This window comes from Bradyrhizobium sp. USDA 3311 (assembly GCF_054062495.1).
The window spans coordinates 9,404,105-9,421,076 of sequence record NZ_JBSSFI010000001.1 but is presented as its reverse complement, the minus strand read 5'-3'; the positions used below and the strand labels follow the sequence as shown (position 1 = coordinate 9,421,076).

Annotated in this window: 5 protein-coding genes; 4 read left to right on the top strand and 1 reads right to left on the bottom strand. The window is 63.3% G+C overall.

Features of this window, described 5'->3' with window-relative positions:
• Positions 1–13: 13 nt before the first annotated feature.
• The 4 genes from ACVWW6_RS44690 to ACVWW6_RS44675 are packed head-to-tail and all read left to right on the top strand — an operon-like array spanning position 14 to position 15,462.
• The gene (locus ACVWW6_RS44690; protein ID WP_456683045.1) at positions 14–1,129 is read left to right on the top strand and encodes a restriction endonuclease-related protein; all 1,116 of its coding nucleotides are present in this window, start codon (positions 14–16) and stop codon (positions 1,127–1,129) included.
• Positions 1,126–4,506, top strand: coding sequence for a hypothetical protein (locus ACVWW6_RS44685; protein ID WP_456683044.1), 3,381 nt, complete (start codon positions 1,126–1,128; stop codon positions 4,504–4,506). The genes ACVWW6_RS44690 and ACVWW6_RS44685 overlap by 4 nt, the downstream gene beginning before the upstream one ends.
• Positions 4,503–13,808 (top strand): RNaseH domain-containing protein, encoded by a 9,306-nt coding sequence (locus ACVWW6_RS44680; RefSeq protein WP_456683043.1) that lies wholly within the window; start codon positions 4,503–4,505, stop codon positions 13,806–13,808. The genes ACVWW6_RS44685 and ACVWW6_RS44680 overlap by 4 nt, the downstream gene beginning before the upstream one ends.
• Before the next feature lie 4 nt (positions 13,809–13,812).
• Positions 13,813–15,462, top strand: a complete 1,650-nt coding sequence (locus ACVWW6_RS44675; RefSeq protein ID WP_456683042.1) for an AAA family ATPase — start codon at positions 13,813–13,815, stop codon at positions 15,460–15,462.
• Between the two features lie 288 nt (positions 15,463–15,750).
• On the opposite strand, the gene ACVWW6_RS44670 is transcribed toward ACVWW6_RS44675, so the two are convergent.
• Complete coding sequence (locus ACVWW6_RS44670) at positions 15,751–16,776, bottom strand: IS110 family RNA-guided transposase (RefSeq protein WP_271612171.1); 1,026 nt, start codon at positions 16,774–16,776, stop codon at positions 15,751–15,753.
• Positions 16,777–16,972: the final 196 nt, after the last annotated feature.

Below are 16,972 nucleotides of genomic sequence, written 5' to 3'. Positions count from 1 at the left end.
TAATATTCGAATGATGAGTAATCAAACAGAAACAGATTCGGAGGAAGACGTCGAGATCGCACTCCGCGTACTGAGCCGGGGATTCATCGATCTGCATCAGAGTGTCAGGGCCGGCGAGATCGTCGATCCCTATTCGCTGCCCCAGACCATGGGGGACGGCATGCGCATGCTGTCGAGGCTGTGCGTCAAAGCAGGCGCCGAAGATCTCGGGGATAGCATCCATTCTCTTTCGGACATCGCCCGCCGCCTGCCCGTGGGCGAGTGGGGCATTCCGCAGTTCTGCGCTCCGTTCCGTTTCGCCGAGGCAAAGCTCCTCACCGCTGAACCCGTAGCCCCCACCGAGGAATGCCGTGCGCTGGCCAGCAAAGGCGGGGCGGACGGCATTCTGGAAGGCGTTCATCATCTTCAGCTTCGCGAAATCGTGCAGCGGGTCCGGAGTCAGAGCCGGCTTCAAATCTATTCCGTGCTGCGCGAGCGGATCGTCCGCAGGCCGGTGTACGAGCGCCGGGAGCTGTCCGGCTTCCTCGAAGATGAGGGCATCGTCGCCGCCGACGAGGTCATGCGCCAGTGGTCGGTCGACATTCCGCTCGGCGCGTTGCGGCGCAACGGCTCGTTCGCAATCTGCGGCAACTGCGGCGGTCTTCTCTATCCTCACCGCGACACGAACCGCTTTCCGGATGGCCGATGCAAGATCGGACCCTGCCGGGAGGAAGCGCCATCGTCGACGGCGGGGCAGATCGTCGAAGACGTTGCCGGCTGGCGCGTCTTCAAGGACGACATCCTGGCCTATTGGGTCGGGCCCGGCCTAGCGGAGATCCGCTTGTACGACGAGCTCCGCAGGGGCGGTGTGGACGTGCAGCTCTATCCCCGCGACGATGCCGCCGACGTCGGCCGGACGAGCGAGCTCGGCATCGATGTGAAGAGCTACGCCTGCCCCCGGCTTCTCGGCGACACTTTGTCCGAGCGGCTCGGCGGCCTGACGACCTTCGACGAACGTTACGTCGCCATCCCGGACGCCATCGTGAACCGCCGGCCGGGCTATCTCGAGGATCTGCGCTACGCCTACCGAGGCTCGACCAGTGTCGTGTTCGGAAAGGTTAGCGAAATCGCCGCGAGGATTCTCGGATGAGGGTCGCTCCTGACGGCTTCAGACCGGCGCTGCGCGCCCAGTGGATGGCCTGCGTGATGCACGACATCCTCGGCCTGCGGTCGCTTGCCGGCGCGCCAGCCCTGTTTTCGGGGTATCGCTCGATCGTCACCCATCCCGCCTTGGCGGAGGCGCGCATCGCGCTGCGCAACCTTCGTCTTCTTGGCGTCAATATCGAATCCGAAGCGCACCTCCAGGAAGCGGTGACGGAGGCCCGTGCCTGGGAGGAAGATCACTCGTCCGCGGACGATTACGTCGAGCCGCCGTTCGAGATCTCGACCGATCCAGGTACCGGCTTTGCCCTCCGTGAGCGCGTCCGGCGGGACGATGCGCGTCGCGCCGGCATGCTCGCTTCCTTGTTGGGCGTGCTGCCTCACGACGTCCAAAAGATGCCGTCTGCCGATCACAACCGCCGTTTCCGCTTCCGCGTCGACGGGGACACCGGTCCGGACGTCATCTGCGACACGCGCGAGATCGCGACGCTGCCACCTCCGCCCGCGACCGCTCCGGTAATGCGGCAACGCGCGCCGATCAGTGTAACGATCGCCGAGCTGGAGGCCGTAGCCAGAGAGCTCGACGAGGAGGATGCGCGCGATCCGACGCGGGTGCCGCGCAATTTCTTCACGCGTTTGAGGTCGGAACAGGGGGAAGCCGTCTTTTCGGTGCTTTCAGCGCAAGGGGCGGGGCTCGCGCCGACGGACCGGATCGAACTAGACAACGTCAGCCATATGATCGGCCTTCCAGGCGCCGGCAAGTCGACCTTGATCTTCCTCCTGGTCGTGCTCCTGGCGCGGGAGGGCAGGCGCGTCACGCTGCTCGTTCCGTCGATCGAGTTCGCGCTCGCGCTTGATGCGGACCTCACACGATATTCGGTGCCGACGGCGCTGCTCGTCGGCCAGTCGCCCGATGCGCGCAGACGTCATGCCACACGGCTGGCGGAGCGCATCGCAACGCTCGACAGCGCCGGTTTCGGCCAGACGGCGCCGGGTGCGGAACTGCTAGGGACACGCTGTGCTCTGGCCGGTTTCGTGTCGGTGCCTCCGCCCGGGTTCGACTTCCCGCATGATCGCCCGCCTTGCAGGTCGCTGCGCCAGGCTGCGGTCAACAAGGACGGGAAGGAGGGCAAAGAAGGAAATCGACTGTGTCCGCTCGCCGTCGCCTGCGGACGGCAGCGTTCATCTCGACGGCTCGCCGACGCCACGGCACTCGTCCACATCGGGCACGTGATCTCGACCGAAGTCGTAGCATCGCCGCACTTCCATTCGGAGCGGATGCGGGAGTTCGAGATGCTCGCCCGCACCAGCGACCTCGTCATTATCGACGAGGTCGACGGCGCACAAGCCGCGCTGGACCAGAAGGGCTTCGCCGAGCTCGATCTCTTCGGGTCGTCCGACTCCTACGAATCCATCCTGCTAGACGACGTCTTCGATCCGGTCGCATCGGGCCGCGGCTTCGCGGTGTCGAATTCGATCGAGAACTACACGCTGGCCTCCAACAGGTTCATGCGCCTCAATCGCGGGCTGCGGGCGCACCTGCTCGAGCGCATGGTCGAGGAAGGTGGGGTCCTCTCGCGTTACAAGGATGCCTTCGTCACCGGCAATTCGATCCTCGCCAGCATGTACCTCGACTCCGAGGTCGACGAGGAGGAACACGGCAGCGCTAGGTTCGACCTGATCCGGCGCCTTTTCGAGCAGTTGGTCCGCTCCGTCCTGACGTCGGGCGTCGGAGGCGACGGCGAGGACGAGCTTTCGGATCTCGATCTCGAACGCGTCGCGAGGGATCTCGGCGTCGAACATGCGGCGCTGGTTGCGGCGGCCACGCGCTTCCGCGACGCGCTCTTCGCGCTGCTCAATGCCCGCCTGGTCGAGAGGTTCGCCGAGTATTACGACCAGATGCAGGAGGCATTCTTCGGAATCCTGCCGCCACGCGCGGAGTTGGATCCGCAGGAGGCGCGCATCCTGTTTCGCTTCCTCGTCGAAGTCACGACGGTCGTGCTGCAGTTCCTCGCGCTGGTGCCTGCGCAGTATGCGATGATCGCCGAAGGCGTGCATACTGAGCGCGTGTTCGGGCAGGGCATCTCGCTCGATATGCGCCGCCACCTGCCGGAATCGTTGATCGGGCGGCTGTCGGGCATCCGCTTCTCGTACGAAACCGATGAGCGCGGCAAGCGCAAACTCGCGCTGCAGTACCTGTCCTTCGCAGGCGTGCCCCGGCTTCTGCTGTACCACCTTTCGGAGATGCTGACTGAGGACGACATCAAGGGCCCGGCCGTGCTGCTGGCGTCGGCGACCAGCTACCTGAAGCCAAGTCCGAGCTATCACGTGTCGGTCCGCCCGAACTACGTTCTGCGCCGCGAAGGTGAGCGCGAAGCCTGGCGCGATAGCGTCTACGCCTTCAGGCCCGTCCGCGACCCGGACCGCCCGGGCGAGTTCGTAAGGGTCAGCGGCGCCGGCACCGAGCGCGATCGCAATCACGCTCTGCAGCTTCTTACCGATCAGTGGTTCGGCGGAGCGGATCCCTACGTGCGGCAGTTGCGGGAAGACCAGTTCGATCCGGGCCGCCGGACCGGCATCGTGGTGAATTCCTACGAGCAGGTGCGCTTCATGAAGGCGCACCTGAAGCGGACGTCGCCGTCGGCCCAACGCGTCATCGGCGTGACGTCAGACATCGCCAAGATACCGCTGCAGGAGCGTGCGGAATGGGTCTCCGCCAGCCAGGTCGAGATGCTCGGCACGCGCGACGACTGGGACGCCATCATCTTTCCGATGAAGGCCATCGGTCGCGGCGTGAACATCGTATTCCCTGACGGTGATCGCGTGCGCGACGCGGTCTTGGGTTCGGTCGCGTTTTTCGTCCGACCCCACCCGACCGCCGACAGCCTCGCGTTCACCGGCGGCTTGGCCGGTCAATTGGCCTTGCAGTTCGACCAGAGAGCCATTCCTCCCGGCGCCGATATCCCGCGGCTGGCCCGGGAATGGCGAAGCGCCCGCGACGACGCGCTCGACTCGCTGCGGCGGCTGCTGCGCCGGCCTCAACAGATGAGCCGGCTGGGACCCATGATCCGTCCGTTCGTCGCCGACGGTATGGTCGATCTGCTGCAGACGATCGGTCGCGCCATGCGCAACGGCTGCAAGGCGCGGGTCTTCTTCGTCGACGCATCTTTCGCGATGAATTCGACGCAGAACCGGCGGGACAGCCAACGCTCCAGCATGATCGTCGCGATGCGCGACGTTCTGCAGGAGCTCCTTTCCTCCGCCGACCCGGTCGAACGCGAGATCTATCGGCTTCTCTACGAGCCGTTCCTGCACCCGCTGCGGAGCTGCGCCAACGTGATCTTTCCGGAAATGGATCCCGAATGACCGACGAAGAGAGGCTTTTCGTCCGATCCTACGGGGACCAGAGCATCCTCGAGAGCGCGTTCGTCTGGCGCGGACTGCCTCCGTCGACAAATTCGCCCGTGCCGCCGCTGCGCTTCGGTTGGACCTCGACTACGAGGGATCTACTCAAGCGCATCGCGCGCAAGGCCGTCGAAACGAAGAAGGCCGAGGGGAAGGAGATTCCGTACTCCGACCTGAGGGCTGCGTTGCAGGCGCGGATCGGCGGACTGGTGCTTCTCGACAGCAGGTTTTCGCGGACCGACGAGGCCGCGCTGTTCGCCGCCACCGGCGACGCGACCGAGATCGAAGCCGCGGCGCACCGTTCCGTGGCGGCCTGGGTCCAACTGACGCTTCGGCCCTGGGCGGAAAATCTCGGCACGGACTGCTGTGACATCGATGCCCTTGAAGAGAAGGGGCGGCGTCGCGAGCTTTTCGCCAGACTTCCCTCGCCTCCGGTGCCGGAGCCGGCGAACGTTCCGGATGCTCTGCGATCCGATTTCCGACAATACGCCGACATCCTGCTCGCGATGGTGGCCTCGAGCCTCGAAGGCGTCGAGCTCTTCGAGGGGCGGGGGCCTGTCCACCGAGTTCTGGATCGCGAGTATGGAAATTCGATCGCCTTCGAGACGTGGCCGTCGGCCTTGCCGGGCGGCGACGACCTGTTCTCGATGGTGGCCATCGTCAGCGTCGAGACACGCCCGTCGTCGCGCCTGCCTTTTCTGGTCGTCAAGGCGGCGAAGCGCATCTGGTGCCGCGAATTTCCGCCAGCCAACCGGTTATATGGACGGCGGCGGATTTCGGTCCGCGTACTCGCCAGGAATTCGCCGGCTCGGGCGGTGACCTTCTCGGTCAGATTGGAGCAGGGGCTGCCGAAGACCCAGCTAAACGCCATCGTATACGAAGCAAGCCGCGAGTCCGGAGAATCCTTCGTCGAGGATCTGACGTCGTTGGTCGCATCGCGCGGGCGCGCGCCCGACCTTTTCGTCGGAGTGCCATTCCGGTACGGCTATAGGCCAGAACCGAAGATCGCTCCGGGCGTGACGCTGCAGGACCAGGTCGATCTCTTCCGGAAGGTTCAGGAGCGGATCGGCGCCTTCGGATTTGAGGAGCCTCGGCTCAGGGAAGTTAACGCGAAGATCAAGCGGCCGAATGAATCTCATGATCAGGCGACCCTGCACAACCTGATCAACCATCATTTCGGGCGAGTGGAAGAGCAGGATGTGCCGGCGCGCGTCCAGGAATTGTTCGGCGCTCCAGAGAAGAAGAGGCGGGGCCGCGAAGCTCCCGCTAAGACGGTACCTCTTGAACCGCTGGTGCTGGCGAACCGGGAGCGGCTCGACAAGGCCTTCGGCAATGACGTCCCGATCGATCTGATGTTCGTTTGCCGGCGCGAGGAGGAGGGACGCCTCTTCGCTTCCGTCGTCTCGTTGATCTTCGGAGATCGGGTGAACGTCGTGCGCCACGCGATGCCGGACGGGGTGCACGGCACCCGCCAGCAACTGGACGGCGACGTCAGGAATAGCAGGCTCAGGAGGGCCGCCGCCCGCAGGGAGGCGTGGCTGCCGCTCGCCGAGCGGATTCGCACCGAGTTTCCTGGGGCTCCCGTCATCGTTCAGGCGGCGCTCAAATACGACGGGAAGGACGAAGACGAGGTTAACAAGAGCGTTGGCCGGAACACGCTCACTACGGTCGCCGGCAGCAACGTTCAGTATCTGCTTCCGCCGGCGGCTGGCCATGCCGCCGAATACATGCACCGCATCCAGGCAGCCCTCTACGATCTGCTGTTCGGTCACGCGGGGCTCGGACCGGTCCCGGCGCCCATCGTCGAAGCCGCGTTCGTCGATGCTCCTCGGCCGCGCACGATCGTCGGCATTTCGATCGTGTCGCAGGCCGGCTCCCGGACCGGTCGCCCCGAGGGAGCGACGATCGCGGTCGCGATGAAGACCGACGTCGCCACGGGCCGGATATCCGGGAGGCTCGGATTTCTGCGCAATGGCACGATGGATACGGGGAAGTTCGAAGCGCTTTCGAAGACGCTGGTCGCTGTCGCTGCTTCCGGCATCACCTCTCTCGGAGACAAGCAGCCCGAGCGGCGCTCGAATTTTCTGGCCTTCGTGCGCCGGGTGGTGGACGAGGTCGCAGCCGCAGATCCTAACGCGTTGGTGCTCGTGGATTCCAGCTCCGCCCGGTCTCTGTGGTCCTGGCTTTCCGACGAGAACATCTCCTCGGACATCTATCTCGAGGACGTCGCCGCCTCGCCTCCGTCGACGTGGAAGGGACTGCGCTTCGTTCGCGTCAGAGAAGGGGCCGCCGGGCGGCTTTCCGTCCTGACCGAAAGAAAGTGGACGCCTGTCACGCGCGAGGGTTTGCCGGTCGCCAGCGATCCGATCGAGGAAGTCTACGCCACGGCCGCGGAGCGGTTGATCGAAAGTCTGCCCGAAGGCAACGCGCGGGCGCGCCACTATCTGACTGCTCACGGCTTCGACGTGCGCAATCGCGGAGCTCGGGGCCAGTCCGTCTACCGCAGCAAGTCCGGATTCCAGAAGGTCGGGGCACCGACTCCCGCGAACTCGCCCGTCGGGAAGAAGATCCTGATGCGGCCGGCGCAGGTCAAGCCGTGGGACGTGCCTTCGAGAATTCCCGTCACACTCGAAGTGACGGTGCTGCCGTCGCAGACGGGAGACGAAGACGCCATCGCGGCCTTGGTCGCGGGTCTTCGCAACGGTTACGCCCACACCGGCGACGGCACCTTCTTGCCGGCTCCGCTTTCGTTCAAGTCGAAGATCACCGACTACATGGATCGATACGGTACCGGCGCCGTCGAGGACGAGCCTGAACCGGATCCGGTCGAGGACGGCGACGATCGTCGGGACGAGGACGAAACGGTCGACGTCTCGGCCGACGTGATCGGCTACGCCGAAACGCGGCGCTGGTTCGAAGGCACTGTCGACGTCGACGAGGACGAGCTTCCGGACTTCGAACAGGAGCCTGAAGACCCCGTCGAGTCGAAACCACCGGTCCGCGCGCAAGCCCCGCCCACGATCTTGCGTCTTCCGAAAGCCCAGCCGCCCGCCTTCGCGCCGGTCGCGGACACGTCAATTAAGGCACCAACTATGCTCGAAGCGCCCAAATCAATGCCCGCCGCGGAAAGCCCTAAGCCGGACCAAGCCCCTATGGGATTGGAGGATCTGGTCACGTTGCTGCGCAGCCGGTCGGCGCCGTTGCCGGCGTTCGCGACCGAAGAGTTTCTTTCGAAGGCGATTCACATGGTGCCCCGAGACACGCGGCTCATGCACCAGGATCGCGAGTGGATACGCAAGACGACCGGCTATCCCTGGCCAGAGGAACGTCCCACCGTCGACGACATGCCTCGCCTCTACGAGGAGGCGTTGAGGTATCCCGCGTTCGCAATCGTCTTCCAGCACCAGTTCTTTCCGGACGACAACGGTCGCGGGTTGCCGATGAACCAGATCATCTTGAAGAACAGCGACGCCTGGAAACGGGTGCGGAAGGTGGGGGCCGTCCCGAAGGGCGTGAGTGGAGTGCCCTTTCTGCGCATTCTGCACTGTGTCCAGAACGGATGCGAAAAGGACCCCCAACTCGCCGAGGCCCTCGGTTTGCCGGGGCACGACGCGTGGGGCGCCAGATGCTCGACGGCGACGAACGGACTGGAGAAGCTGGAGGCGGAAGGAGGCGATTGGGCCGAGCTGGCCAAATATCTGCGGGCCGTGTTCGGTCCCTTCCGACAGTTTGGTCCGGACCGGACCATCGGGGAGATCATGGAAGAGGTCGTGATCCCCCAGGCGATGAAGCAGGTGCAGGTCGAAGCGCCTCCAACCGCGGAAGCGATCGAACCGGCAGGCTCCGCGGCCGTGCCCGAGGGGGAAATGCCGGTCGCGCACGAAGCCGCGGCATCCCGCGAGCCCGTCGACGATCTCTCAGCGATTGAAGATGCTTGGCGCTCGGAATGCGACAGGCTGGTGGCATTGACGGGCGCAGTTTCCTCCATCGGACCGCGGGGCGCCGGCGACAGCATCGACGCCATCAAGACAAGCTTGTCCGTCTTGGAAGACCTGAGAGGAAGGGCGGCGCGTCTGGCGCCCGTGAAAGTGTCGACCGTCGAGCTGCACCAGAACCTTCAACGTCTGACGGCCAAGGCAGCCGATGCCCTGAACTCGCTACTCGGCGAGTCGTTGACCGCTCCCCATCTTCTTTCGCGGCTCTTCCGATTGCCGAAGGAGGCGAGCGAGTCCGAACTAGCTGCGGCCGACGCCCTCCGCGTTCATGCCGATGCGGCGATGGCGGAAGCCGACGCGGGGGCGGAGGAGATCAACCGCCTCGAAGCGACGCTTCCCCTGAAGGTCGCTCGGGCTCAGGCCGTCGCCATCGACGAGGATAGGGAGCGGGCGTTGCAGCGCGTGCTCGAGTACGTCGGCGCGGCCATCGATGTCTTCCCGGACGGGACCGATGCCGAGACTTCGTTGCCGACGATTTCGGGCGAAGAACCGGTCGTAGAGGCTATCGAGATTGCTCCTGTTGCCGAAGAACCGCCTGCCGCCCCGGCCCCGGTCCTGCTGCAGCCGGCAGAAGTCGCAGCGCCGGGAGCCATGGAAGACCTCGGCGACGCAGGAATGCTCGATGTGAACGTCGTCGACGAGTTGCCGGCAGCATCGCCGGCACCGGCGGTTGCGATCGATGTAACGGAGGAAGTCGCGGAAGATCCGCTGCTGAAGGAGATTGTGGCGCGTTTGGACGCCCTCTTCGCCGCAGGCGAATTCGGCCTGGCGTACCATCTTCGGCGCTGCGCGAGATCGGTCCTGCCCCCGTCTCCGGAAATCTATACGGAGGATGAGATTCGGCTTGCCGCCGCCGACGGTCGTGCCATGGGGCTTTCCGGCCAGGACGTCCAGTACCTGACCTCTGCCAGAAGCGAGGCTCTGACGATTGCGCAATCTCTCGCCGGCCTCGACGACGATCGGTCGATCGCGCGACTGACGATGTTGCTCGCCGGCGCGATCCCTGCGGCACTCTTCCGTCCGGACGACGGATCTGCCGTGCCGCTGGTCGAGGCGATCACTTCGTTGAAGCCGTTCGAACACCTGCGCGGCGCCTACACGATCGTAGATGAGAATCGACGTTTCAACTTCCCGCTAACGGCGGCGAACCTCATGGCTGTCGAAGCCCACACGCGCGAAAGTTCGTTCGTCAGCGACGCCGTCGCCTCGATAAAGGATACGGTGGCCGGATTGCGATCGACCAAGTTCCGCTTCCAGTATGGCGAGCGGATCAAGGCTGCACTGCTGCAGCCGAAAGGCCCGCTGGGTCGTCTCCTGTCGAACTTGACTGACACGAGCCATGACGTCGCTCGCGAGGTCTCGGAACAACTCCGCAATCGAGAGGAGATCCTGCGGCTCATCGAGACCATCGACACGGACGGCTCGAGCCAGGAGATCGATCTGCAGGCGCGGGAGCGGATTTTCGCAGCGCTCTCCCGGGTCGGTCAGCAGTGTGCCGACCTGGTGAGGGCGCTCGAAGGGTTGGCTACCCTCCGCAAGTCCGCGCAGCGGCTGGATACGGTCAAACGGCTTCGCGATACGGCGCTTGCGGAGATCGATGCAGCGCTGGCGAGGCCGCGCGCGGACGCTCCACACTTGACAGCCGCGGCAGGCTCGCACTCCCTCGACATCCTGCGCTCCGTCCGGGACACGCTGAAGGGACACTCATCTTCGGACCGCAATGTTCCGCCTCTGGCTGTCGGACTCCACACGCCGCTGCTCTGGCTCCCGAACATGACCTGGACCGGCGGCTGGACGCCTTCTCCGTACAACGAAGAGCGGGTCCTGCAGGAAATCATGAACGCGAAGATCCCGCTGAAGGGCAGCGATCCCGGAGCGGCGATCGCGAGCGCGTTCGAAGCACGGCGGGGGGAGTCCGCTTTTGTGCCCGCATACATGCTTGTGAACATCGCGCATTGGTTCGGCGTGAGAGAAGCGACCACGGAAGCCTTGCGAGGCAAGCTGGACGCCGACCGCGAAACAAAGAAGAGCCAAGTCAAGTCGCGGTTGGCGGCAGCCGAGCGCATGATCGAACGTATGCGCCGTATGGCGGTCGGCTCGCTGGATCAGTCGGCCCGACTGAAGGAGGCGCTGTCGACGGTCAATCCGAACAATTTGCCGGCCGAATTGTCGCCTTCCTTCCTGCCTGAGGCCATGGCAGGTGACCGCGTCGAGGACTTCAATTCGGCGTTCGCCAGAATACGGGAAGTCGAGGTCGAAGCGCAGCGGGAATTCGACAAGACGGCCGCGGACTTCGCGGTCCGGATAGCCGTCCTCGACCAAGGAAACAAACTTGACCAGCAGACAGCCGTCGAGCTCCGCAATCTGCTGGAGCGGCGAGAGTTCACCACTCTGGCCGACTGGCTGAACATGCTGCGGACCGGGGCGCCGCGCCGCCAGAATCTACCGAGCGGCACCCTCAACGTGCGTCTGGCCGAATTCAACAGGTTGCTCCCGATGCAGCAACTGTCGGCGGTCGACGTGCTTCAGGCGGCACGAGCCATGGACGAAGGCCGTTCGTACGGTCCGCTCGATTACAGCCATCTGGAAGCCGAACAGAGACAGCAGGCGGCGAACATCGCCCGAAGCCTGTTGCCTGCGCTGAAGCGCCATATCAAGGCGGCCTCCGGTTCGCAGATGAGGGATACGCTCCAAACCGTCGTTTCGCAGTTACTCTTCGAAGTGACGAAGCTCGACCCCGACGAAGTGCTTACCAAGGTTAAGCAGCAGGTCTACGTGTTCGACGCGAAGGTCAAGTTGCCGTCGGTGGATTCCAAGTCTCTGCTGCTCCCGGAGTTCGGCAGCCTCACGCAGGGGTCCTGGCGGATCTGCGTGGCTACCTCGACCACGCCGCAGCCGGCTTTGCTGGACTTGGCAGAAGGCGCTGCGCCCCGCGGTGTTCTTCTGATCTATCTGGGCGTGCTGAACCAGGAGCGGCGCAAGAATCTGCGACTGGAACTGTTCAAGCGCAGGAAATCGATGCTGGTCGTCGACGAGGCTCTCGTCACAGTTGCGCTCGCGGACAAGTCGGACCATCGAAGGGCCGTTCTAGAGATCGCGCAAGGCTACTCCGGTGCCGATCCCTACCGGGACTACAATCGCTCGGCCGTTCCGCCGGAGATGTTCAAAGGCCGCTCGTGGGAGAGGAGCGCCATCGAGCACTCCTTCGGCTCCCATATCGTCTTCGGTGGCCGGCGGCTCGGCAAGACCGCACTATTGCGGCAGATTCACGCCACTCCGCCCGCGAACGCAATCTTCGCGTACGTCGACGTGGACTCCGTGGTGGACGCGTCGAATGCGTTCGAACAGATGTCCCGCCGCATTTCGATCTTCTCCGCGCCTGTCAGGAGCGAGGACGAGTTTATCGCCACGATTACGACCTGGCTCGACCAGGACGAACGGCGTCGACTGCTCCTGCTGATAGACGAGGCAGATAACTTCGTTCGCTCCGAAAGCGAGACCAATTTCCGCTGCATCCGCGCCCTGCTTCGCCTGATGGCCGACACCGGAAACCGTTTCAAGTTTGTTTTGGCAGGCTTACACAACGTCTCGCGCGCTGCGCGTACGGATAACTCTCCGCTCGTTCACATCTCCAACAATCCACTGAAGATCGGGCCGCTGCTGGACGAAGACGTTGACGACGCGGAATTCCTGGTCCGTGGCCCGCTTGCAGCTATGGGCTTCGAGTTCGAGAAGCGGGAGGACGCATGGCGCATCCTGAGCTTCACGAACTACTATCCGGTTCTCATCCAAGTCTTCTGTGAGCAACTGCTCAGGATCATTCACGGTCGCGTCGAACAGACGAACCGTCTGCCAGACCTGATTTCGACCACCCTGGTGGAGCAGGCGCTCGACTCCGCGGACGTCCGGGGCAAGTTGTTCGCGACCTTTGAGAAGACGATCAACTCTATCGAGGGCCGCTACGAACTCCTCACTTACATCCTGGCTGCACGCGAGGTGGTAGACCACGGATCCGGTATGTCCGCCGAAGGCATGACCCCGGCCGAAGTGGCCGAGCGCGCGACCGAATACTGGCCCGCAGCGTTTCCTCGCGGAAGCGAGCCGGTCGAGATCGAATACCTGCTCGAAGAAATGGAGGGGTTCGGGATCGCCCGGCATACGTATTCGGGTGGTTTCGCCCTACGATCGCGCAGCCTGCTCGAGTTGATGGCTTACGATGAAGCCGATCTGACGAGAAAGCTCGAGCAGTACCGCACCAAGCGGCGTCCGGATCGAGTTTTCGATCCGAAAAACAACCGGCGAATTCTCGCGAAGCCGCTTTCCACGGTCGACAGCAGCGGTCATCTGTCGCCTTTGACGAACGGTCAGGAGGCCGACCTCCTTTCGCCGTTCGCGCCCGCTGCGGGGGTGAAGCCCGACGGCTCGCCCATGCCGACGCGCGCTCACGGCATCGGTGTGGTCTTCGGCACCGAGTGCGCCGGCGTACGGTACGTCGAAGCCGCTCTAATGGATGCCGAGCGGACAAGAGACGCCCTGGTCGAGGTCGAGCCGCGCACCTACGAAAGCAAGAAGGTCCTCTTCGATGACGCAAAGCGCCCCTCGCGTTCCGGTCGGCCTCGCGTGCTCGTGGTGTCTTCGAAAACGCAATGGCGTTCCGACTGGATCCTCGAAGCGGAGCGACTCGGACGCGTGCGGAAGGGCGAGGTGAGGATCGTGTTCATCGGCGATCCGGTCCACGCGTCCGCCTGGTCCCAGGACACCGCCGTGCTGAAGCGCATCCAGCCGCAGATCAAGCTCGCCAAGCTACGTCCAGTGACGCGCTCGTATCTCGGATCACGTTTGGAGTCTCTTCAGCTATCCGGCGATCTGGTGGATCGCATCCTCCAGGCCACCGGTGGTTGGTCGGAGACGGTCGGCCCCTTGCTCAAAGCCATATCCGACCATCCTGGCCAGGCATCCGCATTGATCGATGCTGACAAGCAGACGCTGCTGGCGGCACCGGGACTGTACGATCGATTGGGCATCCCGACCGAACTCATCTCGTTCTTCCGCGAACTCGCCCAGTACGCAGATGGGTCGGTGATCACCTACAGGGATTTTCAGCACCTTTGCACGAGCGATGGTCGGAAGATCGCCCCAAGCGTTCTGGCGGTCTATTGCGACGTACTCGGGATCATCTCGTTCTCGCCGGATCAGTCGGGCAATCGCGGCCTTCACAAGGTCGACCTGAACCCGCTGGTCCACGCCGCTCTGCTGCGATCGGAGTGAGGCCATGGAACGCGAAGTCTTGTGGTGGTCGCAGGCCGGGCCGTCGAGTGTTCTCGGCAAGATCGCGCTCGCGGTCTCCCGAAAGGAGCGGGTCGTGTGCATTTCGACGCCGTCTCCCAGGATCTCCGGGTTGACGGCAGCGATCGAACGTAGGCTCCGGACCGAGCTTTCGCTCGACAGCGTGTCAATCAATTTGACGGCCGAGGATCAATCTCAACCGATCGCCCACCTGCTGGCCGGTTTCCTCGACGTCTCGGCTGTCGAAATCGGTGCTGTGGCCGACTTCGCCGTCCATCCGCGACTCGTCGACAGGGTGCTCGTCGTCGACGGTCTCGACCGCACCCAACTGCGTCGCTGGAGCCTGTTTCTGCGCCAACTCATGGCTGAACCAGCGGAGGAGACCGTGGTCGGACCGGTCATAATCGTCCTGTTGCCGACGGAACTCAACAGGGACGACCGGTCGGCGCTATGCGGCCCCGCAAACCTCATCTCGACCCTCGGCATCTGCGATCGGTACGACAGTGCGAGCTACGCTGCCGCGATCGGCGCCCGCCCCGCGCAGGGCCTGACCTCGCGCGTCGGGCATGCGGCGGCGATCGAGGTCGCGGCATGGTCGCGCGAGATGCTGGAAGAAATGGTGAAATGGGACGCGGCGGATCAGATCTCGCCGTTTCCGCTGCTCGAGCGGATCGCGGCAAAGAATAGGTATCCTTTCCCTTGTTGGGAAAACGGCCTGGTCGACTATTGGGACGACGAACCGGCTGCGCATGCGGCGGCGGCCGTGCAACATGGATACGCAGATCACATTCGGCGACGCGTCTGGAGCGCTCAGGCGAGCATTCTGCTGCCGTTCACTCAGCGGATCCTGAGGTCCCTCATCTCGAGGTACCAGCACGTACTTGCCAGGAAGGTCTCTCCCGCAAAGCCCTATATCAGGAAGATCCACGATCACGTAAAGACCATCGAAGACTTCCGGAAACTAGAGTTCTACGACTTGAAGGAGTTCACGAAGGACCTGCTCAGTCCCAACGAAGCCAGTCTGCTGAGCCAAGCGGGTTGGATACGCAATAAGGTCGCTCACTTCGACTTAATCGATCCGGAGGTCGTTTCACGCTTATCCGACTTCTACGAGGCGACGATCGGCGACGTCGACTTCGACATCCCGGGCTGGAACTGGCCGCGCTGCGGACAGAGCATGACGCTCACGGTCGGTCCTTCCGGAGCCGGGAAGTCCACCTGGTCGGCCGCGCAGGGGATCGAGGTGATCTCTTCAGACGAAATCAGAAAGGAACGGAGTCCGGACGGCGAAGTGCCGGGTGCGCAGTCCGAGATATTCCACGAAGTTCGCATGCGCAGCGCGAAGGTCCTCGGCAACGGTCGATCGGTCATCGTCGATGCGATGCACATCGAACCGGATGATCGACTTCGCCAGTTGGCGATAGCCCCCACTGACGTTTCGAAGAAGTACGCGCTCATCGACCGGCCCCTCGCCGACAAGCAGCGGGACGGCGGTTGGAGAGGACAAGAAGGTCTCGTCAACAAGTATCACCGCCTGTTCGCCGACCACGCGGGCGCTGCGCTGGCGGGGGACGGAAGAGGAGACGTCGAGGTCATCGACCTCCGGATGCAACAGAGCGAAGGAAGCACCGGTTAGCTGCAGGTGTCAGGCGAAGGCATTCCCTTGGCTAGTCGTCCGTTCTTTAATCGCGGGCACAGTGTCAACCCCGACAAACAAAAGTGATCCACTGCCGGGTTCATGGTTCTTTCCGCGGTCGTCTCGATGCAGGAGCGCCGCATGATGGCGTTCAAGAGGTGTGGCATCTCGATGTGAAGAGCGCGGTGCATGGAAGCCCGCAGGGACGACTTCGAGATTGCCCACACCTTCGTCCCGGCAGGGACGCTTGTTCCGCCGGAGGCGGATCTGGGTTGGTTTAAGACTTGTTCATGCGGTGCGCATCTCTGCCTGGAATTCGGTGCCATCGGTCCAGATGGCATGGAGGATCACAGCCATTTTGCGAGCGACGGCCACCTTGGCCCTCTTTGCGCCGATGCGTTTGGCCAGCTTGCTGCCCCAGCGCTTGAGCGCAGAACCTCGCCTGACAACGGTCAGCAGGACGTTCGCGGCCTCGAACAAATAAGTCCGCATCTGGTGGTTGCCACGCTTGGAGATGCGGCCAGTACGATCCATCTCACCGGATTGATAACGTCTTGGTGTCAGGCCGAGATAGGCGCCCACGTCGGCGGAATGTTTGAAGCGAGTGGGGTCGTCGATGGTAACGACGAAGGACAGGGCAGTCAGGGGACCGATACCGGGAACGGTCATCATTCGCCGAACAGTTTGGTCGCCTTTTGCCAATGCCATGAGTTGTCGATCGAACTTCTCAATTTGCTCAGTCAAACAGGATTGGGCAAGGAGCAGCGGTGCGAAAATATCTTGCAAATCCGGCGCTTCAGCAAGCACGGCATCGACTTTGCGAGCCAGGTTGGTCGAGCCGGCCTTGCCGAGCACTATTCCCAACCCCTTGCACAGACCGCGCATTTGGTTGTCAATATCTCGCCGCAGATTTACCAGCTTGGTTCGAGCCGCCAGCATCGAACGGGTTTTCCAGCTCTCCGCCCCCTTCACGGCAGCTTCCCGGTACCATCCCATGCGGGCCATTTCAGCCAACCCCTTGGCATCGTTCTGATCCGACTTGTTGATGCGCATCGATAGCGCCGCGTTGGCGTGACGCGCATCAAGGCAAATCACCGGAAAGCCCAGTGCCCTGAGTTGATGCCAGAGCCAATTGGATAGCGAGCCCGTTTCAAAAACGATCCGCTCAGCACTGCCGGCATGACGCCGTAGGAGCTTAGCGATCGCCTCCGGATTGGTCGGCGCACAACCTTCGAATGTCACGCCTCCGGCCTGGTCCAAAACGCAAATGCTGGTTTCTTCCATCGAGATGTCCAGACCAACGTACTGCTTCATAGCGCGGCTCCTCTTCGATTTGCTGACGCCGATCGTACCGATCCTCGTGTTCTCAAGAAGACGTCAGCCGCGATTACGCCATGTGAAGATTGGCTAAGCGCTTGAGCCAGAATCGCATTTGTCGATGTGGACTGTTTTTGGATTGCAAGGTTTTGATGCTTCGAGCCTCGGAACCTTGCAATTTCATTTTCAGGAT

What these genes read in the sequence shown, in the direction of transcription:
- ACVWW6_RS44670 (WP_271612171.1), bottom strand. Translation starts at nt 16,776, where the DNA reads ATGAAGCAGTACGTTGGTCTGGACATCTCGATGGAAGAAACCAGCATT.
- ACVWW6_RS44680 (WP_456683043.1), top strand. Translation starts at nt 4,503, where the DNA reads ATGACCGACGAAGAGAGGCTTTTCGTCCGATCCTACGGGGACCAGAGC.
- ACVWW6_RS44690 (WP_456683045.1), top strand. Translation starts at nt 14, where the DNA reads ATGAGTAATCAAACAGAAACAGATTCGGAGGAAGACGTCGAGATCGCA.
- ACVWW6_RS44685 (WP_456683044.1), top strand. Translation starts at nt 1,126, where the DNA reads ATGAGGGTCGCTCCTGACGGCTTCAGACCGGCGCTGCGCGCCCAGTGG.
- ACVWW6_RS44675 (WP_456683042.1), top strand. Translation starts at nt 13,813, where the DNA reads ATGGAACGCGAAGTCTTGTGGTGGTCGCAGGCCGGGCCGTCGAGTGTT.